The 20,523-nt window shown below is 61.2% G+C and carries 18 protein-coding genes; 2 read left to right on the forward strand and 16 right to left on the reverse strand.

The features are described from left to right. The 8 genes from QZS13_RS06440 to QZS13_RS06475 form a co-directional block, all read right to left on the reverse strand. A partial coding sequence (locus QZS13_RS06440) for an aminotransferase class I/II-fold pyridoxal phosphate-dependent enzyme (protein ID WP_295587074.1) occupies positions 1-694 on the reverse strand: 694 nt, incomplete at its 3' end. A 40-nt stretch (positions 695-734) separates the two neighbouring features. Next, on the reverse strand, positions 735-1,916 hold the full coding sequence (locus QZS13_RS06445; protein ID WP_295587076.1) for an iron-containing alcohol dehydrogenase: 1,182 nt from the start codon (positions 1,914-1,916) through the stop codon (positions 735-737). A 15-nt stretch (positions 1,917-1,931) separates the two neighbouring features. Beyond that, positions 1,932-2,597, reverse strand: coding sequence for an L-fuculose-phosphate aldolase (locus tag QZS13_RS06450; protein ID WP_295587078.1), 666 nt, complete (start codon positions 2,595-2,597; stop codon positions 1,932-1,934). 57 nt (positions 2,598-2,654) lie between these two features. After that, positions 2,655-4,094 (reverse strand): FGGY-family carbohydrate kinase, encoded by a 1,440-nt coding sequence (locus QZS13_RS06455; protein WP_295587081.1) that lies wholly within the window; start codon positions 4,092-4,094, stop codon positions 2,655-2,657. Positions 4,095-4,096: 2 nt separating this feature from the next. After that, the gene (locus QZS13_RS06460) at positions 4,097-5,086 is read right to left on the reverse strand and encodes a 2-hydroxyacid dehydrogenase (protein ID WP_295587083.1); all 990 of its coding nucleotides are present in this window, start codon (positions 5,084-5,086) and stop codon (positions 4,097-4,099) included. Positions 5,087-5,140: 54 nt separating this feature from the next. After that, the gene (locus QZS13_RS06465; protein WP_295587085.1) at positions 5,141-6,193 is read right to left on the reverse strand and encodes an S-methyl-5-thioribose-1-phosphate isomerase; all 1,053 of its coding nucleotides are present in this window, start codon (positions 6,191-6,193) and stop codon (positions 5,141-5,143) included. A gap of 22 nt (positions 6,194-6,215) precedes the next feature. Beyond that, positions 6,216-7,418, reverse strand: a complete 1,203-nt coding sequence (mtnK, locus tag QZS13_RS06470) for an S-methyl-5-thioribose kinase (protein ID WP_295587087.1) — start codon at positions 7,416-7,418, stop codon at positions 6,216-6,218. Between the two features lie 134 nt (positions 7,419-7,552). After that, positions 7,553-8,887 (reverse strand): Na+/H+ antiporter NhaC family protein, encoded by a 1,335-nt coding sequence (locus QZS13_RS06475; RefSeq protein ID WP_295587089.1) that lies wholly within the window; start codon positions 8,885-8,887, stop codon positions 7,553-7,555. Between the two features lie 321 nt (positions 8,888-9,208). Between QZS13_RS06475 and QZS13_RS06480 the strand changes: the two genes are divergently transcribed. Continuing rightward, positions 9,209-9,979: a DeoR/GlpR family DNA-binding transcription regulator gene (locus tag QZS13_RS06480; RefSeq protein ID WP_295587091.1), complete on the forward strand. Its 771-nt coding sequence runs from the start codon at positions 9,209-9,211 to the stop codon at positions 9,977-9,979. A gap of 167 nt (positions 9,980-10,146) precedes the next feature. Then, positions 10,147-11,163 carry a 6-phosphofructokinase gene (gene pfkA, locus QZS13_RS06485; protein WP_295587093.1) on the forward strand — a complete coding sequence of 339 codons (1,017 nt, stop codon included), beginning with the start codon at positions 10,147-10,149 and terminating at the stop codon, positions 11,161-11,163. 58 nt (positions 11,164-11,221) lie between these two features. Here pfkA and nrdG read toward each other — a convergent pair whose 3' ends face one another. The 8 genes from nrdG to QZS13_RS06525 all read right to left on the reverse strand — a co-directional run bounded on the left by nrdG (position 11,222) and on the right by QZS13_RS06525 (position 20,401). Continuing rightward, complete coding sequence (nrdG, locus tag QZS13_RS06490) at positions 11,222-11,752, reverse strand: anaerobic ribonucleoside-triphosphate reductase activating protein (RefSeq protein WP_295587095.1); 531 nt, start codon at positions 11,750-11,752, stop codon at positions 11,222-11,224. Positions 11,753-12,002: 250 nt separating this feature from the next. Further along, positions 12,003-14,201 (reverse strand): anaerobic ribonucleoside-triphosphate reductase, encoded by a 2,199-nt coding sequence (nrdD, locus tag QZS13_RS06495; RefSeq protein WP_295587097.1) that lies wholly within the window; start codon positions 14,199-14,201, stop codon positions 12,003-12,005. A 274-nt stretch (positions 14,202-14,475) separates the two neighbouring features. Further along, the gene (locus tag QZS13_RS06500) at positions 14,476-15,369 is read right to left on the reverse strand and encodes a dihydrodipicolinate synthase family protein (RefSeq protein ID WP_295587099.1); all 894 of its coding nucleotides are present in this window, start codon (positions 15,367-15,369) and stop codon (positions 14,476-14,478) included. Positions 15,370-15,561: 192 nt separating this feature from the next. Next, entirely contained in the window at positions 15,562-16,725 is a 1,164-nt protein-coding gene (locus QZS13_RS06505; RefSeq protein ID WP_295587101.1) for a UxaA family hydrolase, read from the reverse strand. 18 nt (positions 16,726-16,743) lie between these two features. Continuing rightward, positions 16,744-17,034 (reverse strand): UxaA family hydrolase, encoded by a 291-nt coding sequence (locus tag QZS13_RS06510; RefSeq protein WP_295587103.1) that lies wholly within the window; start codon positions 17,032-17,034, stop codon positions 16,744-16,746. A 35-nt stretch (positions 17,035-17,069) separates the two neighbouring features. Continuing rightward, positions 17,070-18,053 (reverse strand): 2-keto-3-deoxygluconate permease, encoded by a 984-nt coding sequence (locus QZS13_RS06515; RefSeq protein ID WP_295587105.1) that lies wholly within the window; start codon positions 18,051-18,053, stop codon positions 17,070-17,072. A 263-nt stretch (positions 18,054-18,316) separates the two neighbouring features. Beyond that, positions 18,317-19,312: a GDSL-type esterase/lipase family protein gene (locus tag QZS13_RS06520; RefSeq protein ID WP_295587107.1), complete on the reverse strand. Its 996-nt coding sequence runs from the start codon at positions 19,310-19,312 to the stop codon at positions 18,317-18,319. A gap of 171 nt (positions 19,313-19,483) precedes the next feature. Further along, positions 19,484-20,401 (reverse strand): sugar phosphate nucleotidyltransferase, encoded by a 918-nt coding sequence (locus QZS13_RS06525; protein ID WP_295587110.1) that lies wholly within the window; start codon positions 20,399-20,401, stop codon positions 19,484-19,486. Positions 20,402-20,523 lie beyond the last annotated feature (122 nt).

Consider the following 20,523-nt stretch of genomic DNA (forward strand, 5'->3'; position numbering starts at 1 on the left):
TGATGAAGTCCGTCTTGCCGACGACCACACCCGCGATGACGTCGCCGTGGCCGTTCAAATACTTGGTAGCGCTGTGGACCACCACATCGGCGCCCAGGTCCAGGGGACGCTGCAGGTAGGGCGTGCAGAAGGTGTTGTCCACCACGACCTTGATGGCGGGGTTGTAGTCATGGGCGGTCTTGGCGACGGCGGCAATGTCCACGATCTTCAGCGTGGGGTTGCAGGGGGTCTCCAGATAGACCACCTTGGTCTTCTCGTTCAGGGCGGCCTTCAGGGCGGCCATGTCGGTCATATCCACCAGATGGGCCTTGACGCCGAACTTGCTGATGCCGTGGTTGAGCAGGGCGAAGGTGCAGCCGTACAGGGTGTCGCTGGCCACGATCTCGTCACCGCCCTCCACACTGGACCAGATGGCGGTGGAGATGGCGCCCATGCCGGAAGCGGTAGCCAGAGCGGCCTCGCCGTTTTCCAGCTCGGCCACCTTGGCCTCCAGCGTGGCAACGGTGGGGTTGCCCAGGCGGGAGTAGATGTAGCCGCTCTCCTGGCCGGCAAAACGGGCGCCGCCCTGCTCCACGGTCTCAAATTCGAAGGTGGAGGTCTGGTAGATGGGATCGCACAAAGAGCCGGCGGCGTTCTTCATCTTGCCGGCGTGGATCTGACGGGTGGCAAAGCCCAACTTCTTTTCTGTGTTCATGGGTAGGGTTCCTTCTTTCCTGAGAATGCTTTTGGTTTTATCAATCCCGCATGCCTGCGGCGATTTCATAAATCTCCTGGTGGGCAGCCCGGTCCAGGCCGATGTAGCCGCCGGTGACGCCGTCACCGATGTGGTTCATCTCCACCAGCTTGGGGATATCCTCCGCCTTGGCGCCGATCTCGGCAAAGGTCAGGGGCATGCCCAGTTCCTTCAAGAACGCCCGGAAGGCGTTCACGCCCTCCATGGCGGTGCGCTTGGGATCGTCGAAGTCCATCTGGCAGCCGAACACCCGCACGGCCATCTGGGCAAAGCGCTTTTCGCCGCCGTGCTCCACGCAGTAGCGCATCCAGGCGGGCATGATGACCGCCAGGCCCGCGCCGTGGGCGCAGTCGTAGAGGGCGGAGAGCACGTGCTCGAGATGGTGGCTGTTCCAGTCCTGCTTGCGGCCCACGCCCATCACATCGTTGTGGCAGACCATGCCGGCCCACATGATGTTGGCCCGGGCCTCGTAGTTGTGAGGGTCTTCCATGACCCGGCGTCCCTCGTGGAGCATGGCCAGCAGCACGCCCTCCAGCAGCCGGTCCGTGGTCTCCACGTCCGGCGTGTTGGTGAAGTAGCGCTCAAAGGCATGGGCCATGATATCCGTGACGCCGCAGGCCGTCTGATAGGGCGGCAGGCTCTCGGTGAGGGCGGGGTTGAGGATGGAGAAGCGGGGACGCAGGCAGTCGGCCTCCGCCGCATTTTTCTCCAGGGTGTCGGCCTTGGTGATGATGGCGTCCGGGGAGCCCTCGCTGCCGGAGGCGGCAATGGTCAGCACGGTGCCCACAGGCAGGGCTTTCTCCGGCACCTTGCCGGAGAAGAAGTCCCAGAAGTCCCCGTCGTACACAGCGCCGGCGGCGATGGCCTTGGCCGTGTCGATGACGCTGCCGCCGCCCACTGCCAGCAAAAAGTCCACCTGTTCCCGGCGGCACAGCTCGATGCCCTCATAGACCAGGTCGCTCTTGGGATTGGGCTTGATGCCGCCCAGCTCCACGCAGGCAAGGCCCGCCGAGCGCAGGGATTCATTCACCCGGTCCAGGAGGCCGGAGCGCTTGGCGGACTGGCCGCCGTAGAGCACCAGCACCCGGCTGCCGCCGAACTTTTTCACATAGGCGCCCGCCTCCGTCTCCCGGTCACGGCCGAAGACGAAATAGGTAGGGCTGTAAAAATCAAAGGAGTTCATAGCCGCGCGCCCCGATCAATAACCGGTCTTCTTGGCGCCGGGCTGGCCGTAGGACTTGAACTTCTCCATGACCACGGCCATCTGCTCGTCGGTGAGGACGTTGGGCTGGCCGATGCACATGGCCCGGTACTGGAGTTCGGCGATGTACTCCATGTTGCAGGCCAGGCTGTAGGCGCTCTTGATGTCCTTGCCGCACACCACCAGGCCGTGGTTGCCCAGCAGCACGGCGTCGCTCTCGCCGCACACCTCCATGGCGGCCTCCGCCAGCTCCACGGTGCCGAAGGTCCGGTAGGGAGCGCAGGGCACGGTGGCCACGCCGGCGTCGCCGATCACATAGTGGACGGCACGGATGGGCTGACCCAGCACGGCGAAGGTAGTGCAGTACATGGAGTGGGTGTGCACCACGGCGCGGGCATGGGGCTTATGCTTATAGAACGTGGTGTGCAGGGCCCACTCGCTGGAGGGCTTACGGGCGCCGTCGACGATATTGGCCTCCAGGTCGGTAATGACCACATCCTCCGGGGTGGTGGAGAAGTAGTCCATGCCGGAGGGGCTGATGGCCATCAGGCCCTTTTCGGCGTTGTAAATGCTGATGTTGCCGCTGGTGCCGGTGCTCAGGCGGGCGGCGCTCATCTTCTTGCCGTACTCAACGACCAGTTCTCTTTCTTCCTGCATCAACATAGTTGATTCCTCCTGATAATTTTATTGTAGATTGTCTTGGTTTTCCGAATCCGCTTCTCAGGCGTTGTTGGCCCGGTTGCGGTTTTCCAGCCATACCGGATAGTAGCGGTGAATCAGCTGGCCGGACCGGGGAGCGAAGCACAGGTCTCCCTCCCCCTCCTCTTTTGTTCCCGGCTGGCCCAGGCAGCCGTTGCAGATATCCACCAGGCCCAGGACGGTGGCCTGGGAGAAGCCCGGCCGCAGCCGTACCTCCCTGCCGGAAAGATCCGCCAGCATGTGGCACAGCGCCCGGGACTGGAACCCGCCGCCGCAGCCCAGGATGCAGCTGCCGGTGTTGCCGGTAAGCCGGGCCAGGGCCTGGAGCTGTTCATAGATGGAGCAGGCGATATCCGCCAGCACCGCCCAGATGAAATCCAGCCGGTCCACGCCCGCGTCCATGGGGGAGTTCATGAAGAATCCGCCCCGGCGCAGGGAGCGCCGCTCATAGAAGAGCAGCGAGGAAAAGGACGCCGTGCAGGCAAAGGAGGTCTTTTTCTCGTAGGCCTCCTCCAGATCTCCGTAAGACCAGTCGGCATACAGGTTCTCCCGGAAGCGCTGGTAGTTGAGCCCCGTGACGCCGGGGTTCATCTCCACCTGGTAATTCTTTCCGCCAAGGCCCGCGTCCGTCCACACCCGCTGATCGTGGTCGTAGAAGAGGCGGTCCATCTCCGTCACCACCGGCGAAGTGGTGCCGGACACCACGGCAATGTCGCCGGGGCCGATGCCCGTCTGCCGCAGGGCCACCTGGGTATCGGCGCCGCCCAGGATGAACACGGCTCCGTCCGCCATGTGCAGTTCCTGCTGCAGCTGCGGCAGCACGGGCCCCACCACGGTGCCTGCCGCCGCCAGAGGCGGCAGGATCTCCAGGTCCAGGCCGTACTTTTCACACAGCTCCTGGGACCAGGTCCTCCGGCCGATATCGTAGAGCTGGGTCTCGCAGGCCTGGGAGTACTCCATAACGGCCCGGCCGGTGAACATCCAGGCGATCCACTCGCTGATGCTCAGCACCCGGTCGATCCTATCATACATCTCCGGATACACCTTCCGCAAGCCCAACAGCTTGGCCGCGCCGAAGTCCTCCGTGGCCCACTTGCCACTAAGCCGGTAGATCTCCTGGTGATCGGGCACCCGGGCCATATAGGCCCGACCCCGGTTATCGATGTTGGGCAGGCCGCAGAATGCCTCTCCCTCCCGGTCCACCAGCACAAAGCTCTGGCGGGCGCCGGCGGAGGACACGGCGTCGATCACCACATCCGGGTGCTCGGCGCACAGCGCCCGGCACCCCTCCATGATCTGGGGCGCCCACTCCCGGGGCAGGAAATACTGGGCGTCCTCATAGGCGTCATCCCGGTGATAGGTGTTGGTGTAGGTGCGGATGCCCAGGATGCTCCCGGCGCTGTTGACCAGGGCCACCCGGGTGTTCCCGGTGCCCAGGTCCACCATGAGATAGTGCTTCATGGTCACTTACCCAGCACGTCCCGGTTGTAGACCACCTTTTCCAGATCCTCGCCGGCCAGCCACTTTTTGATGCGGTCGTTGAGGATGCGGGACTGATGGTCGGTGACCTCGTAGGTAGCGCCGCAGATGTGGGGCGTGAGCAGCACATTGGGGCACTGGGCGATGGTCAGATCCTTCTCCGTGGGGGGCTCCGTGTCCAGCACATCGATGATGGCGCCGGCGATGGCCTCCTCCCGCAGCACCTTCTCCAGCGCCGCGTAGTCCACGATGGCGGAGCGGGCGGCGTTGACGAACAGGGCGGTCTTCTTCATGGACCGCAGCAGCGGCTCGGTAATCATGCCCCGGGTGGAGTCGGTCACCGGCAGATGCAGCGTGACGATGTCGCTTTCGGAGAAGATCTCCTCCAGGGAGGTCTTGCGGTAGTGGCCCTGGTCGCCGGGCAGGAAGGGATCATAGAAGCTGATCTGGCACTCAAAGCCGTCCAGGATCTTGGCCACGGCGTGGCTGATGGCGCCGAAGCCCACGAAGCCCACCTTCTTGCCCTGGAGCTCGTTGCCCATCCACAGATAGTAGGGCGTGGTGCCGGGCACCCACTTGCCGTCCTTGACCCATTGGACCGCGGGGATGGTCTTGCGCATGACCGTCAGCAGCAATCCCACCACCATCTCGGCCACGGCCTGGGTGTTGCGGCCGGGGGTGCACAAGATGGGGACGCCCGCCTTGGTGCACGCATCCACCTGAAGGTTGGCGGGGGTGCCCCGGCAGTCGCCGATGAATTGGAGCTTGTCGTAGCCGGCGAGCACCTTCTCCGTCACCCGGTCCAGCTCGGTGATCAGGGCGTCGGGCTGTACCCGCAGGAGGTTTTCCAGCATCTCATCTTCATAATAGCGCTCTCCTGTCACCGTCCAGGGCTCGTAGACCACCTCATCAAACATGGTCTCCAGCTCCTTGAGGCAGTCGGGGGCATAGGGCGCACGCACATAGACCTTCATTGAACTCTCCTCCTTCAATGCAATGGCTCCGCGCCGCAGGCGCGGACAATGGACTTAATAGAATTCTTTCACGTTGGAATCAAAGTAGTGGTCCAGCACATAGGGCACATACACGCCCTTGTCGGTGACCACACCGGAGATCAGGTGGGGCGGCACCACGTCGAAGGAGGGATAGATGGCCTTGACGCCCTCGACGGTGTTGGGGATGCCGCGGTAGCTGAGCACCTGGCTGGGGTCGCGCATCTCGATGACGATGTCGTCCTTGGTGTGCTTGTCCTTGTCGGGCACGCCGGTGACATAGTAGGGGATGCCGAAGTACTTGGCCAGGATGGCGATCTGGAACGTGCCGATCTTGTTGGCGATGTGGCCGTCCCGGGCGATGGAGTCGGCGGCGGAGGTAAAGAGGTCGATGTGCTCCCGCTCCATGGAATAGGCCACCATGTTGTCGGTGATGACGGTGGTGTCGAAGCCCATCTGGGCAAAGCAGCTGGAGGTGAGCCGGGCGCCCTGGAGATAGGGACGGGTCTCGGCGCAGAACACCTTGAAGTCCTTGTTCTGCTTGCGGGCCGCCCGCATGACGGTGCCGATGATGGTCTCGCCGAAGCACTGGGTCAGAATGGTGCCTCCCTGGGGAATCAGGGACGCCAGGTTGTCGCCCACGATCTGCATGGTGCTGTAGCGGCGGTTGAGAGACTCCACCGTGCTCTCCACGATGGCCTCGATGGGGTCCTTGCCCTCGGAAAGAGCCTTGGCGGCAAGATCGGCGCAGCGGTAGGTGATCTGACCGTAGCGGTTGGCGGTAGTGGGACGGGCGTGGGCCAGGTCATAGGCCGCCTGCTGCAAAAAGGCGTTCTGCTCGCTCTCGCTCTTGTCCCGCACCTGCCAGGCGGCCAGGGCCATGCCCATGCCCACGGCGGTGTAGGGGCCGGCGCTCTGGGTCACCATGTCGGCGATGGCCTGGACCACCTCCTGATAGGTGAAGCAGTCCACGAACCGCACCTCCGTGGGATAGACCCGGCGGTCCAGAATCCGCACCTTGCCGTTGTCGTACCATGCCACATTTTCGTACTGCAGCAAAAAGGGCATGTCGTTGTCCATACGTACCATGTTGTAATATCCTCCTTAAATCTTACGCCAGGATGCTGTCAAAGGCCCGGACCACCGCCTCGCCGGTAAGGCCGCCGGCACGGTGCTTGATGAGAAAGATGCCCATCTTGATGAGGGCCCGCTCCATGGGGATGCGCTGAGCGGGATCGGTGACGGAGGTAACCTCCATGACCTTGGAGTCGCCCACCACCCGGCGGATGATCTCCGTACCGGCGTAGCCATAGGAGTCGGCCATGACGCCGTCCAGATACGCCTTCTTGAAGCCCTCCGTCCGGTAGAGGGGGAAGGTGACGATCTCGTCGTACTTCTCAGACAGCTTCTCCGCCGTCCGGTCGCACAGCCCGGCGATCAGGCCGCGCACCGCCTGCGTCTGCTCCGCCCCGGCGCCGGTGAACGCCTTGTTGGCCCAGGAGAAGAACAGGTTGCCGATGACATTGCCAATATCATAGCCCATGGGGCCGTAAAAGGCAAATTCCGGGTCAATGATCTTGACGCCCTGCTCGTTTGCGAAGATGGAACCGGAGTGCAGGTCCCCGTGGATGAGGGCCTGGGCGTTGTTCATGAAGTTGTTGCGCAGCAGTCCCACCTGGGCGTGGAGGTCCGCGTCCTCATAGAGGAAGGTGCGCACAAAGTCCTCGTTGCCCGCCGTGAGGATGTTGCGGCCCTTATAGTCGTAGTAGGGCTCCGTGAGTACCAGATCCTCGGTGATGTCGCACAGCTCCGGGTTGGTGAAGAACTTCACCCGCTCCTTCTTCTCCCGCCGGTCCATCACAAGGTCCGTGGTAGGCAGCAGGGACTGGGCCAAAAACGCGGAGAGGTTTTCCGCCAGGTGGCCGTAGACCCGGCCCGCCGCCAGCTCCTTGCGCAGGTTCTTATAGGCGGAGATATCCTCCATGGACAGCGCCGCCATGGTCTCGTCGTAGTAGTAGACCTCCGGGATGAAGCTGGGCGCCAGAGAGGACTCCAGCTTCAGCGTCTCGGCCTCGATCTTGTTGCGGTAGATATCCAGAGGCCGGCCGGAAGAGCGCAGGAGCTTGTCCGCCTGCTTGACGATCACGGAGCGGCCGTCTTTGCAGGAGCGGACCTGGAAGACATAGTTGATGTTTCCGTCGCCGATCTCCCGGCACTCCGTCTCCTCCTCCGGGTCAAACCGGTGGAGTACTTCCACCACATACCGCTGAACATCCTCGGGCTTCATCAAAAAGAACGTATTGAAATCAGACATGTTACTCCTCCACGCGCCTTCCGGCGCCATATGGTTTTTGGGGCAAAAAGGAGAGGGGACCGGCACGCCCAGTTTCCCCCTCCTTCTGCGCTCCGGCTCAGGGCCGGATGCCTATAGTATACAATTGATGCCGCTTATTTGGCAACCCGGCCCTTGGTGCTGTTGACCACGGCCTTGGGCCAGCCCAGCAGGATGAACACCACGCCGAAGACGAACATCAGCATGCTGTACCAGCAATAGGGCACGATGGACAGCGTGGACACGCCCGCAAGACCGGAGGCAGCCAGGATCTGACCCGCCCAGGGGCAGATGCCGTTGCCGGCGGAGGAGAACAGGTCCAGAATGCTGGCGGTGCGCACGCGGGAGACACCGTACTGATCGGAGATGTCCTTGGCAATGGGGCCGGCGGTGATGATGGAGATGGTGTTGTTGGTGGTGGCCAGATCCAGCAGCGTCACCAGCGCGGCGATGGACAGCTCGGCGCCCTTGGCACCCTTGACGCTGGAGGTCAGCTTGTTGAGCAGCCAGTCAATGCCGCCCAGGTAGGTCATCAGGGCCACCAGGCCGCCCACCATGACGGCGATGACAGCGGTGTCCTCCATGGACTTGATGCCGTCGCCCACGATGGTCAGGGCGGAGACAAAGGTGAAGTTGCCCTGGGCCAGACCCACCACCAGTCCGGTGAGGATGGCAGCGCCCATGGCCAGCATGACGTGCACGCCGATCAGGGAGAGCACAATGACCAGGATGTAGGGCAGCAGCTGGACGAAGTCCCAGGTCAGGGCGCTCTCGTCGAGCTCGGTGGAAACGGACTGGAAGATCAGCAGCACGATGGTAATGACCAGTGCCGGCAGGACCATCAGGAAGTTGGCCTTGAACTTATCCTTCATTTCCACCTCCTGGGTACGGGTGGCGGCGATGGTGGTATCGGAGATGAAGGACATGTTGTCGCCGAACATGGCGCCGCCCACCACAACGCCGCACACCAGCGCCATGTTCATGCCGGTCTTGTTGGCGATCTCGATGCCGATGGGCATCAGCGTGGTGACCGTGCCCATGGAAGTGCCCATGGAGAAGCTCAGCACGCAGCCGATGAGGAACAGTCCGGGCAGCACCATGTTGGCGGGCAGCAGCTTCAAGCCCAGGTTGGACACGGAGCTGACGGCGCCCATGCCGCCGGCCACGCTGTAGAAGATACCGGCTTCCAGGAAGATAAAGAACATCAAAATCAGGGTGTCGTCGCCGCCGCCCTTGCAGAACATGGTGACGAACCCGTCAAAATTGAGCTTTTCCTTCTCCTTTTTGGCCACGCAGAATGCAAACGCGAAGATGATGGCAATGAGAATGCCCACGTTCAGCGGCATGGTGCCGGCGTCCTTCGTCAGGATGGTGGAGATGATGTACAGTGCGATGAAGATCAGCAGAGGCATCAGGCCTAGGAAATTACCCTTTTTCTTGTTATTCTCCATAACAATCTCCTTTCTATTGCGCGATTTTGAACAGTTCCACACAGCCGGCCCGCAGCCCCCCAGGGCCGCCGCCGGAGCACTCCCTCCCTTCCCGATTTCTGCACTTTGGATATGTCCAAATTTTACAACAGATATGAACATTTTTCAACGCAATTTTTGTTCTAATTGCTAATTTTCGCTATACTCTCCAACATAGATTAGGCATTTTTGCGTAATTTTCACATGAATTTGTGGTTTTTTGTTGACTGCACGCGGAATTTATTTGCTTTTTCCAAAATAGTACTCTATACTGAAACCAACAACCGGAAAGGATGCGGCATTATGCTGAAAATTGACCGCCAGACCGCCATTGAGCAGGAGCTGGCCAAAAACGGGAGCGTGCTGATCCCCGCATTGAGCCAGCAGCTCCATTGCAGTGAGGAGACCATCCGCCGGGATCTGCGGGAGCTGGAGGCCAGCGGCAAGCTCACCCGCACCCACGGCGGCGCCTACCTCATGGAAAAATACGACAAGAGCTACCCCACCAAGCTTCGGAAAATTTACTTTCAGGACATCAAGTCCCGGATGGCCCGGTGTGCCTTTCAGTACGTCCGGGAAAACGACGTCATTATGCTGGACTCCTCCACCACCTGTCTGGAGCTTGCCCGGACGCTGGTGGACGCCAAATACAATGTGACCGTCATTACCAACTCCCTTTTGATCTGCGAGCTTTGCAGCGAGCGGCTGTCCAACATCAACCTGGTGTGTCTGGGGGGGACTTTTCGCCGGCGCACCTCCTCCTTTACCGGCTACCACACCACGGATATTCTCTCCGGCTACCATGCTGACCGGGCCTTCATCAGCTGCCCCAAAATCACCCCGGAGCAGGGTATGTCCGACAACCACCTCAACGAGGCCAAGGTGCGGGAGGGGATGCTGCTCCACGCCCAGGAGCGGATTTTGCTGATGGATCACACCAAGTTCGGTCCCAGCGCCAACGTGCTCTTCGGCAGCCTGGAGCTCATCGACCGCATCATCACCGACGAGCCTGTGGACGGGCGCTGGGACGCAGTGCAAAGCCGCACCGGGCTGAAGATCGAGTACTGCGGATGACGGATTCGTCATTTTTAATACTGTGTTCCGGGAAAGTTAATCGTTTTCCACAAGGTTTCCCCCAAACGGGATCTGACGCTTGACAGAGTCTCCCTCCCGGCGGTATATTCGGGGTAATCGGTTAACTGTCTGCCGGCTTCCGCCGGAATGGAATCTGGAGGATACATATGGAAAAACAGGTCAAGCGTATCGGCATTCTCACCAGCGGCGGAGACGCCCCCGGCATGAATGCCGCCGTCCGCGCGGTGGTGCGCTCCGCCATCGGAGAGGGCATCGACTGCATCGGCATCCGCCGGGGCTGGAACGGCCTCATCAACAGCGACTTCATGCACATGGATGCGTCCAGCGTCAGCCACATCATCGACAAAGGCGGCACCATGCTCTACACCGCCCGCAGTGAGGAGTTCATGGAGGAGAGCGGCCGGGCCAAGGCCCTGGCCACCTGCAAGCTGCTGGGGCTGGACGGCATCGTGGCCATCGGCGGCGACGGCACGTTCCGGGGCGCCCTGGCCCTTTCCCGCCAGGCCGCAGCAGACGGCCACGCCTTGCAGGTGGTGGGCATCCCCGCCACCATCGACAACGACATCGGCTGCTCCCACTACACCATCGGCTTCGACACCGCCTGCAATACCGCCATCGAGTGCATCGACAAGCTGCGGGACACCATGCAGTCCCACGAGCGCTGCTCCGTGGTGGAGGTCATGGGCCGCCACGCAGGGTACCTGGCTTTGTACGTGGGCATCTCCGTGGGCGCCACCGCCGTGCTGATCCCGGAGCGGGAGACGGACTTTGACCGGGACATTGTGGAGAAGATCCGCCGGGCCCGGCTCTCCGGCTCCACCCACTACATGATCGTGGTAGCCGAGGGCGCCGGCAGCGCCGTGGAGATCGGCAAGCGCATCCACCAGGAGATCGGCATCGATCCCCGGGTGACGGTGCTGGGCCACATCCAGCGGGGCGGCTCCCCCAGTGCCCGGGACCGGGAGACCGCCAGCCGCATGGGCTACGAGGCGGTGCAGGCGCTGGTCCAGAACCGGGGCAACTGCGTCATCGCCACCCAGGACGGCCGCATCGTCAACCTGGAGATGGAGGAGGCCCTGCAGATGACCAAGACCTTCGACATGGAGCGCTATCAGGTACTGGAGGCCCTGACCAACAACAAGGGCTATACCCAGACGCTCTGAGTACAAAAAAAGCGGAGAGGCAAAAGCCTCTCCGCTTTTTTGTTTGATTCTCCGCCTGTTACCGGCGTACCTCCGGCACCAGACGCACCTCCCCTGCCTTGCGGGTGGCGTTCAGGTCGATCAGGCGCTGGTTGGAGCTGCCCCGGAACCGCAGGGAGATGTCCTTGAGTTCCTCCACGAACCGGCCGTCCACCAGCACGTCCAGCAGCGAGAGCATCTCGTCGGTGACCTCGCAGCGGGGGTGGCTACCGTCCCGGAGGAGATCTTCATAGGTAAAGCCCGTGTAGCTCCAGATGGTCTTGGCGGGATACGCCTCCCGGACCCGGTGCAAAAACGGCACCAGGCACCGCTGGTTCTCCGGCTCAAAGGGCTCGCCTCCCAGCAGCGTCAGTCCGTTGATATAGGACGGGGCCAGCAGCTTCAAAAGCTCCTCCTCCGTCTTCTCGGTAAAGGGCGTGCCGTAGTCAAAGGCCCAGGTCTGGGGCTGGAAGCAGTTTTTGCAGCGGTTGGTGCAGCCAGACACAAACAGCGTCACCCGCACGCCCTCGCCATTGGCGATGTCGCAGTTTTTGATCTCTCCGTAATACATGGCGCCTCTCTCCTTCCGCCCAACTCTCCTGACAGGGTCAAATTATTGAAATCATTTTTCCCGGGGACCCGCGCCCCGGAAGTATCCGTGCCGGGCAGGACCTGCGCCTGCACGGCACACCGATGCCTGTGGCCGCTGCGGCCACAGCCGCCTGCTCCGTGAGCGGGCGAGGGGGTATCGCAAGGACTGCGGCGCCCGGCGCTGCGGTCCTTGCGTATCCAGGGGGGACACCGTCCCCCCTGGAGTGAGTTTAAAGGTGCAGTACCCGGTCCCGGATCTCCTGGGTGCGGCCCTGGTTCCAGAACTGGGTGCCGATGTAACCGCAGGTCCGCCGGGCCACATTCATCTTGTCCTGGTCGGTGTTGCCGCACTTGGGGCACTTCCAGATGAGCTTGCCGTTTTCCTCCACGATCTGGATCTCCCCGTCCCAGCCGCACACCTGGCAGTAGTCGCTCTTGGTGTTGAGCTCGGCGTAGATGATGTTGTCGTAGATGAACTTCATCACCTGGAGCACCGCCTCCAGGTTGTTCTGCATGTCGGGCACCTCCACGTAGCTGATGGCGCCGCCGGGAGAGAGGTGCTGGAACTGGGCCTCGAACTTGAGCTTGTCGAAGGCGTTGATCTCCTCGGTCACATGGACGTGGTAGCTGTTGGTGATGTAGCCCTTGTCCGTGATGCCGGGAATAACGCCGAAGCGGCGCTGGAGGCACTTGGCGAACTTGTAGGTAGTGGACTCCAGGGGCGTGCCGTAAAGGGAGAAGTCGATGTCGCTCTCCTCCTTCCACTTCTTGCACGCGTCGTTCATGTGCTGCATGACATGGAGGGCGAAGGGGGTGGCCTCCGGGTCCGTGTGGCTCTTGCCGGTCATGTACTTGACGCACTCGTAGAGGCCCGCGTAACCCAGGGAGATGGTGGAGTAGCCGTGGTACAAAAGCTCGTCGATGGTCTCGCCCTTTTTCAGACGAGCGCAGGCGCCGTACTGCCACAGGATCGGGGCCACGTCGGAGAGGGTGCCCTTGAGCCGCTCATGGCGGCACAGCAGCGCCCGGTGGCACAGCTCCAGCCGCTCATCGAAGATGGACCAGAACTTTTCCATGTCCCCGCCGGAACTAAGAGCCACGTCGGGGAGGTTGATGGTCACCACGCCCTGGTTGAACCGGCCGTAGTACTTGTGCTTGCCGGGCTCGTAGTTGCCGGCGTTTGCGATATTGCCGATGCCCGCGTCGGTGAACCGGTCCGGGGTCAGGAAGGAGCGGCAGCCCATGCAGGTGTACACGTCGCCCTTGAGCTCCAGCATCTTCTTGGCAGAGATGTAGTCGGGAACCATCCGCCGGGCCGTGCACTTGGCGGCCAGCTTCGTGAGATAATAGTAAGGAGAATCCTCGTGGATGTTGTCCTCCTCCAGCACATAAATGAGCTTGGGGAAGGCGGGGGTGATCCACACGCCGTCCTCGTTCTTGACGCCCTGGTAGCGCTGCTCCAGAGTCTCCTCGATGATGAGGGCCAGGTCCCGGCGCTCCTGGTCGTTCTTGGCCTCGCCCAGATACATGAACACGGTGACGAAGGGAGCCTGTCCGTTGGTGGTCAGCAGCGTGAGCACCTGGTACTGGATGGTCTGCACCCCCCGGCGCACCTCGTCCCGCAGGCGGGTTTCCACCAGCTCCCGGATTTTCTCCTCGCCGGGCCGGATGCCCAGGGTCTCCATCTCCTGCTCCACGATCTTGCGGATCTTCTTGCGGCTCACGTCCACAAAGGGCGCCAGGTGGGCCAGGGAGATGGACTGACCGCCGTACTGGTTTGAGGCCACCTGGGCGATGATCTGGGTGGCGATGTTGCAGGCGGTGGAGAAGCTGTGGGGCCGCTCGATGAGGGTGCCGGTGATGACGGTGCCGTTTTGCAGCATGTCCTCCAGGTTCACCAGGTCGCAGTTGTGCATGTGCTGGGCATAGTAATCGGAGTCGTGGAAGTGGATGATGCCCTCCTTGTGAGCCTCCACAATGTCCGGCGGCAGCAGCAGACGCTCGCTCAGGTCGCGGGAGACCTCACCGGCCATATAGTCCCGCTGGGTGGAGTTGACCACCGGGTTTTTGTTGGAGTTTTCCTGCTTGGCCTCCTCGTTGCAGCACTCAATGAGGCTGAGGATCTTCTCGTCGGTGGTGTTGCTGCGGCGGACCAGGGAGCGGGTATAGCGGTAGGTCACGTAGTGCTTGGCCACCTCATAGGCGCCGTGGGCCATGATCTGATACTCCACCAGATCCTGGATCTCCTCCACGGAGGGAGCGCGGTTCATCTTCAGGCAGCTGAGCTCCACAAATTCCGCGATCCGCCGGATCTGCAGCGGCGTCAGGCGGGCCTCCTCCCCCACGCTGTCGTTGGCTTTGGACACAGCGGAAACGATCTTTTCAATGTCGAAATCCACCTCTGCGCCGTTTCGTTTGATGACTGTCATATGTTCCCTCCGTACTTCCGTGTTGTCTCTTATTTTGTGTTGGATCTATTGTAGCACACAAGATCTCGTGTTCAGTGTTGCTTTTATCACTTCCGTCCCGCTTTTTCCGGCGTGACGGCACGATGACTATCATCGCAAATCCGGCGCCGTTTGTAAATCGGAAACTTTCATAGAAATACGCCCGAATTTTCTACATGTTTTGATGGGCTCCGCTTCCACGCAAAAAAACCGGACCGCCGCTGGCGGTCCGGTCCGTTTATGGAAATCTGTGGAATTACTGCACGTTCTCCCGGCGCAGCAGCTCCAGGATCTTGGCATCGTCCTCCACGGTGGCGTTGGGCATGGGGAAGGTGCCGGCGCTGGTGGCGGCAATGCCGCGGAGCTTGCAGGCCTCCTTGATGACGGGCAGGAAGGGGCTGCGGATGGAGTAGAGATCCATGAGCCGGTCGATGGTCTGCTGGCCCTTGGCGATGCCCTCCAGGTCGTTTTCCCGGAAGGCCTTCACCCAGGCGGAGCACACCTCGGGCACCACGTTGCTCAGGGCGCCGATGCAGCCGTTGCCGCCGGCGAGCACGTTGTGGGCGAAGTTGTCGTCAAAGCCGGAGTAGATCTCGAAGCTGGGGATGTGGGCCTTGACCACCTTGATCAGCTCCCGGGTGTGGTCCATGCCGGAGATGGTGTCTTTCATGCCCACGATGTTGGGATGAATCTTGGCCAGGGCCAGGACCGTCTCGGCGGGGATGGTGTAGCCGGTGTTGTCGGGGAAGTTGTAGATGTAGATATCGCCGTGAATCTGGGTGGCCAGCCGGTCATAGTACTGCAGCAGGGCCTCAGCGCCGAAGTGGAAGTAGTAAGGCGGCAGGATCATGACGGCGTCGGCGCCGGCATCCAGGCAGTAGTTGGAGAAGCTGACAATCTCGTCGGCCACCATGTGGCTGGTGCCGATGATCAGCTTCACCCGGTGATCCACCGTCTCAATGGCGAACTTGGCCATCTCCCGGCGCTGGTCCATGGGCATGGCGAAAAACTCGCTGGAGCTGCCCTCCACCAGGATGCCGTCCACGCCTTTTTCGATCAGGTTGTTGAACAGTCTCTCCTGGCTCTCCAGATCCAGGGTGCCGTCCTCGTTGAACAGGGTGATCGCAGGAGTCAGATATGCTGCGTTCATATACATGTTCCTCTCTTTCTCGCGTGTCGTTCGCTCTTATTCCACGATACGGAATTAAATTCCGAATTTGTGAAACACAAAAATTTGCTTTTTCAAGCTTGCTCCACCAGTATATTCCTTTTTCCCGGTTTGTCAATAGGGGCCAAGAAAAAAACCGGACCCGCAATGCGGGTCCGGTTGGAAAGGGGCAGATCAGACGAAGTTGCACACACGGGCGATGGCCATCTCGGTGTAGCCCAGAGACTCGGCCTTGGTCTGCTTGCCGCAGGCCACTTCCTGGGTCAGCTTCAGCAGCTCGTTGCCCAGCTCCTCCATGGTCTTGGTACCATAGATCAGCGGGGAGGCATCCACGTCGATGTTGTCCTCCATGTTGGCAAAGGTCAGCTTGTTGCCGGTGATCTTGATAACGGGAGCCAGGGGGTTGCCGGTGGGGGTGCCGCGGCCGGTGGAGAACACCACGATCTGGGCACCGCCGGCCACCATGCCGGCCACAGAGGAGGGATCGTTGCCCGGGGTGTCCATGATGACCAGGCCCTGCTTGGCCTCGACCTGCTTGGCGTAGTCATACACGGCGTTGACGGGGCTGTGGCCGCCCTTGTGGATGCAGCCCAGAGACTTCTCCTCCAGAGAGGTCAGGCCGCCGGCCTTGTTGCCCGGAGAGGGGTTGCCCTCGCGGACTTCCTCGCCCACAACGCGCAGAGCAGCCTCATAGCGATGGACGATCTCATAGATCCGGTCGTGGACCTCCTTGTTGACAGCACGGCGGGCCAGGATGTGCTCGGCGCCGATGAACTCGGTGGTCTCGGACAGGATGGAGGTACCGCCCTCCTTGACGATCAGGTCGCTGAGCTGGCCGATCAGGGGGTTGGCAGCCAGGCCGCTGGTGGGGTCGGAACCGCCGCACTCAGTGCCCAGGATCAGCTCGGACATGGGGAACTCTTCCTTCTGCAGCATGGAAGCCTCGGCGACCATTTCCTTGGCATAGCGGACAGCCTTATCGATGGCCTTCAGGGTGCCGCCGGCCTCCTGGATGATGACCTGCTTGAGGGGCTTGTTGGTGCGCTCCTTGATGGCCTCAACCACCAGATCCATCTGGCAGTTCTCGCAGCCCAGGGACACGACCACGGTGCCGTAGACGTTGGGGTTGGCGGCATAGCCGGCCATGACGTCCATGGTGTACTGCTGGTCGGGTGCCACCTGAGAGCAGCCCAGCTGATTGTTGAACGTGACGGCGCCGACCACCTGCTGGGCAATGATGCGGGTGGTATCGGAAGCGCAGACGCTGGCAGGCAGGATCAGAACCTTGTTGCGGATGCCAACGCGGCCGTCGGGACGCTTATAACCGTAGAAATTCATACTCGTTTCCTCCTTCTCTCAGCCCTTGGCATCCAGGTTCTCACGATGCTCTTCCAGGTTGTGGGTATGTACATGCTCGCCCTTCTTGATGTCGCGGGCAGCCAGGCCGATGTGCTCACCGTACTTGCTGATGGGCTCGCCCTTCTTGATGTCGCAAGCGGCCAGCTTGTGATAGATGGTGACATCCTCCAGCGCGGTGAGGCTCTTCTCCTCACCGGCGCACATATAGGTGACGGTGTCGCCTTTCTTGATGGGCTCGATGGCAACGATGACGTTGTCCTGGGGCTCAACGATCATGGCATTCAGCATAATGGGTATCTCCTTTCGATCCTCAGATTGACTAATTAAGCCTGCTTTTCAAACAAGGCACGCTGTGCCTCGTCCTTGGGGAACTGGGGGCAGCCGTACTTCTTGGCCCACCAGGAAGTGATGATGGGCACCAGAATGGCGGTCAGGATGGCGGAAGCGGCAACCTGAGAGGTGGCCACGTCAGCCCAGGGCAGCCAGGTGGGGTCCGCTTCGGCGATCACGGCAGGCACGGCCACGGCGTTGCCGGCAGTGGTGGCAACAGCCCAGCCGGCATAGCCGGGACGACGGCTGATAAACTTGTCGCACAGGACGATGAAGGCACCGCCGATGAAGCAGGTGATCAGGCCCAGCAGGATGCCCTGGGCGCCGCCCTTGACGATGTTGGTCAGGTTCATGCCGGAGCCCAGGCAGAAGCCCACGAAGGGAAGCAGGATGCTGCCGGCAGGAGCCAGGAAGTCAGACAGGTCCTTATCGATGTTGCCCAGGATCATGCCCACCAGGATGGGGCCGATGGCGGCAACCAGAGCCATGAAGGGGATGTCGGCCAGGCCGCCGGCGCCCATGGCGATCATGGTCAGCATGGGACCGTCGTTGATGGCCAGCAGAGGCATGGCCGCCTGGTCGACGGTGTCGCCGTAGCTGTTCATCAGAGCCAGGTACACGGAGCCGTTGGAGTTGGTGACAGCGGAGATGATGGCCAGAGCGCTCAGGCCCAGCAGGCCCTCAGGCCCGAAGAGCTTGCCCACGCCGATACCGATGGCGGCGCCGATGATAAACTTGGAAATCAGCAGCACGCCGCCGCGCTTGATGACGCCGCCCATCTGGCGGAACTGCAGGGTGGTGCCCAGGCAGAACAGCTGGATACCGATGGCGGTGTTGGCACCGGCACTGGTAAAGATGGCGGTGGTGAAGGAACCAATGTTGGTTACCTGAGGGATGAAGGTATTGATGACGGCGCCCAGCAGCATAGGCACGACCATCATACCTGCGGGGATCTTTTTCAGAAATCGCATGATCATGGGCTATTTTCCTCCTCGTTTTTCTCGTTTCTCCCAGTACATCCTGCGGCCCTTCAAAATTCCGCTATGCGGAATTTCATTCCAAAACCGAAGGAAATACATTCCTCCCGTCTCCGGGAGGATTGCATTTTTCGTACACTGTATATATATACCGTTTTTAGCCCTCTTGTCAAGTAATTGTCACTTTCCCCCGATTTTTCGGTAATGTTGCATGAACGAGAGCGATCAAATCTGTAAAAAAAGTAAAGAAGATACCCGTTGCATCAGAGGGCGTCCGGGATCGGGTGGCACATCAGATAGTCCCGCCACAGGGCGCAGCCCGCCGTGTTGAGGTGGACGCCGTCGGAGGTAAGCTCCGGACGCAGGCACCCGTCCTCCCCCGTCACCGCCTCTGCCACATTCAGATACGGACAGTTCTTCTCCTGGGCCAGTGTCATGAGCACATCGTTGAACTCCAGGATGCGGCGGTTGTTGACGTAGGTGCCCTTGGCGTCCTGGGCGGCGCTGACGGGCAGCAGGGACTGGATCACCACCGTGGCGTCCGGATGGTCCTGGCGGACCCGGTCGATGACCTTGCCGTACTGGTCATGGAACGTCTCCGTCCTGGGCCAGCCCAGCTCGTTGACGCCCAACATAATGTACACTTTTCCGCAGTTCATGTCCGCCAGGGCGTCCAGCATGGGCACCTTTCCCTTGGACGTGGTCTGGGTGCGCTTGGTAAACACGGACTCCGACGTGGCACCCACGGCGTAGAGGAACTTCCCCTCCGTCATCTTTCCATAGAGGTAAAGGCCCTCTGTCCGGGAGTCTCCCAGAAACACCGTGTCGGAAAAATAGGATGCCTCCACCGGATCGGACTCCGGTACCACCACATCGGGTGTCTCCTCCACGGGCAGCTCCGGCATCTTCGGTACGGCCGCCGCTCTGGGCGTTTGGGCAGTCTCCCCGGAAGTTTGGGCCGGCTCCTCCACGGGAAGCTCCGGCATTTTCGGTGTCCGGCCGGCCCCGGCGTCCGTCTTGCCTCCGTCAGGGACCGACGGCGCCTGATCGGCCGGTGTCTGGACCTTTCCGGTGATCTCCCCGTCCAGCTGAAGCAGCAGCCGCACCGGCTCCCGGAAAATCTCCTCCAGCGGCTCGTCCTCCGGCAGTGCCGCCGCCGGCAGCTTGCCTGCGGCAAGCACGGAGATTACCCCCGCCAGCACCGCCAGTCCCAGCAGCTTGCCCAGTACGCGCCGCCGCTTCACTCTTCTTCGTCTCATGGTTCTGCGCCCCTTCCCGCAAATTTTCTCTTTACTTTATTAGACGGTTTTTGTCGGGAAAAGTCGAAACAAAACATTGAAAATTCGGTATCAATTGATAACAATTCCGGACGTGAAAAAAGCGCCCCCGGCATAGCCGGGGACGCCTGGCATATGGTGGGATGATTCGTCTCACACCCGGAGGCTTTCGGGGTAGTCGCCCCGCGCGTGGAGCTTCTGGAGCTCCTGGGCCACCACGGCCCGGTCCTCATGGTAGGTCATGCCGAACCACTTGTCGGCGGAGTGGAGGACGGACACCTCCAGCTTCCCCTCCTTCATCTGCTGATCCACCATCACCGGCAGCAAACACTCGGACTTCAGGTCCTTTCCCGCGTCGCTGCGCAGGAAATTCTCGAAATACTCCTTGAGCGCCGGGAAGATACTGGGCATGAAGCCCCAGAAGTTCATGGACACCACCGTATCCGGGTCCAATGACTCGTCCCGGGCCAGATCCCGCAGCGTCCCGTCGGGATAGAGCTGCACCTTCAGCGCCTCCCGGACGGAGCAGAGCTTGCCGCCGTCCACGGTGCAAACGCCCCGGGAGACGGTACCGTGAAGGCTGGCGGTGTTTTTCAAAAGGTAGCCCACCATGGTGGCCTTCCCGTTCTCAGGCAGGCGGATGAGTTCTTCATAGATGGTGCGGTAGGCGTCGATGCCGTAATAGTCGTCGGCGTTGATGACGCAGCAGGGCTCGTGGACCACATCCGCCGCGCACAGCAGGGCGTGGACCGTGCCGAAGGGCTTGGTCCGCTCCGGCGGCACCGTATAGAAATCCGGCACGGAGGAAAAATCCTGGAAAGCGTAGGCCACCTCCACGGGGCTTCCGTCCCGGGCGGTTCTCTTGGCCAGATAATCTCCGCACAGCCGGTGCATCATCTCCTCCATCTCCGGCTTGATGATGAACACGATCTTGTTGAAGCCTGCGCGGATGGCGTCGTAAATCGAGTATTCCATCAGGATCTCATGGTGGGGGCCGATGCCGTCCACCTGCTTACTGCCGCCGTAGCGGGAACCCAGGCCCGCGGCCATGATGACCAGTGATACTTTCATATTGTCTCTCCTACTCTTACACCTGCCGTCCGGCGGCGGGCGTTGTTGTGTCTACCATACCCCATTTCCCGGAATTTTGCAACCGCTCTTGACTTTTTTCACGGTCTGTTTATAATGTGAAA

It is taken from the genome of uncultured Oscillibacter sp. (genome assembly GCF_900546705.1).
In the GTDB taxonomy this organism is placed as follows: domain Bacteria; phylum Bacillota; class Clostridia; order Oscillospirales; family Oscillospiraceae; genus Oscillibacter.

Coding starts and splice junctions, on each gene's coding strand:
- QZS13_RS06525 (WP_295587110.1), bottom strand. CDS start 20,401: ATGAAAGTATCACTGGTCATCATGGCCGCGGGCCTGGGTTCCCGCTAC.
- pfkA (WP_295587093.1), top strand. CDS start 10,147: ATGGAAAAACAGGTCAAGCGTATCGGCATTCTCACCAGCGGCGGAGAC.
- QZS13_RS06475 (WP_295587089.1), bottom strand. CDS start 8,887: ATGGAGAATAACAAGAAAAAGGGTAATTTCCTAGGCCTGATGCCTCTG.
- QZS13_RS06505 (WP_295587101.1), bottom strand. CDS start 16,725: ATGAATTTCTACGGTTATAAGCGTCCCGACGGCCGCGTTGGCATCCGC.
- QZS13_RS06465 (WP_295587085.1), bottom strand. CDS start 6,193: ATGGTACGTATGGACAACGACATGCCCTTTTTGCTGCAGTACGAAAAT.
- QZS13_RS06455 (WP_295587081.1), bottom strand. CDS start 4,094: ATGAAGCACTATCTCATGGTGGACCTGGGCACCGGGAACACCCGGGTG.
- QZS13_RS06450 (WP_295587078.1), bottom strand. CDS start 2,597: ATGTTGATGCAGGAAGAAAGAGAACTGGTCGTTGAGTACGGCAAGAAG.
- nrdD (WP_295587097.1), bottom strand. CDS start 14,201: ATGACAGTCATCAAACGAAACGGCGCAGAGGTGGATTTCGACATTGAA.
- QZS13_RS06510 (WP_295587103.1), bottom strand. CDS start 17,034: ATGCTGAATGCCATGATCGTTGAGCCCCAGGACAACGTCATCGTTGCC.
- QZS13_RS06515 (WP_295587105.1), bottom strand. CDS start 18,053: ATGATCATGCGATTTCTGAAAAAGATCCCCGCAGGTATGATGGTCGTG.
- QZS13_RS06460 (WP_295587083.1), bottom strand. CDS start 5,086: ATGAAGGTCTATGTGCGTGCGCCCTATGCCCCCGACTGCCTCAAGGAG.
- mtnK (WP_295587087.1), bottom strand. CDS start 7,418: ATGTCTGATTTCAATACGTTCTTTTTGATGAAGCCCGAGGATGTTCAG.
- nrdG (WP_295587095.1), bottom strand. CDS start 11,752: ATGTATTACGGAGAGATCAAAAACTGCGACATCGCCAATGGCGAGGGC.
- QZS13_RS06480 (WP_295587091.1), top strand. CDS start 9,209: ATGCTGAAAATTGACCGCCAGACCGCCATTGAGCAGGAGCTGGCCAAA.
- QZS13_RS06520 (WP_295587107.1), bottom strand. CDS start 19,312: ATGAGACGAAGAAGAGTGAAGCGGCGGCGCGTACTGGGCAAGCTGCTG.
- QZS13_RS06445 (WP_295587076.1), bottom strand. CDS start 1,916: ATGAACTCCTTTGATTTTTACAGCCCTACCTATTTCGTCTTCGGCCGT.
- QZS13_RS06500 (WP_295587099.1), bottom strand. CDS start 15,369: ATGAACGCAGCATATCTGACTCCTGCGATCACCCTGTTCAACGAGGAC.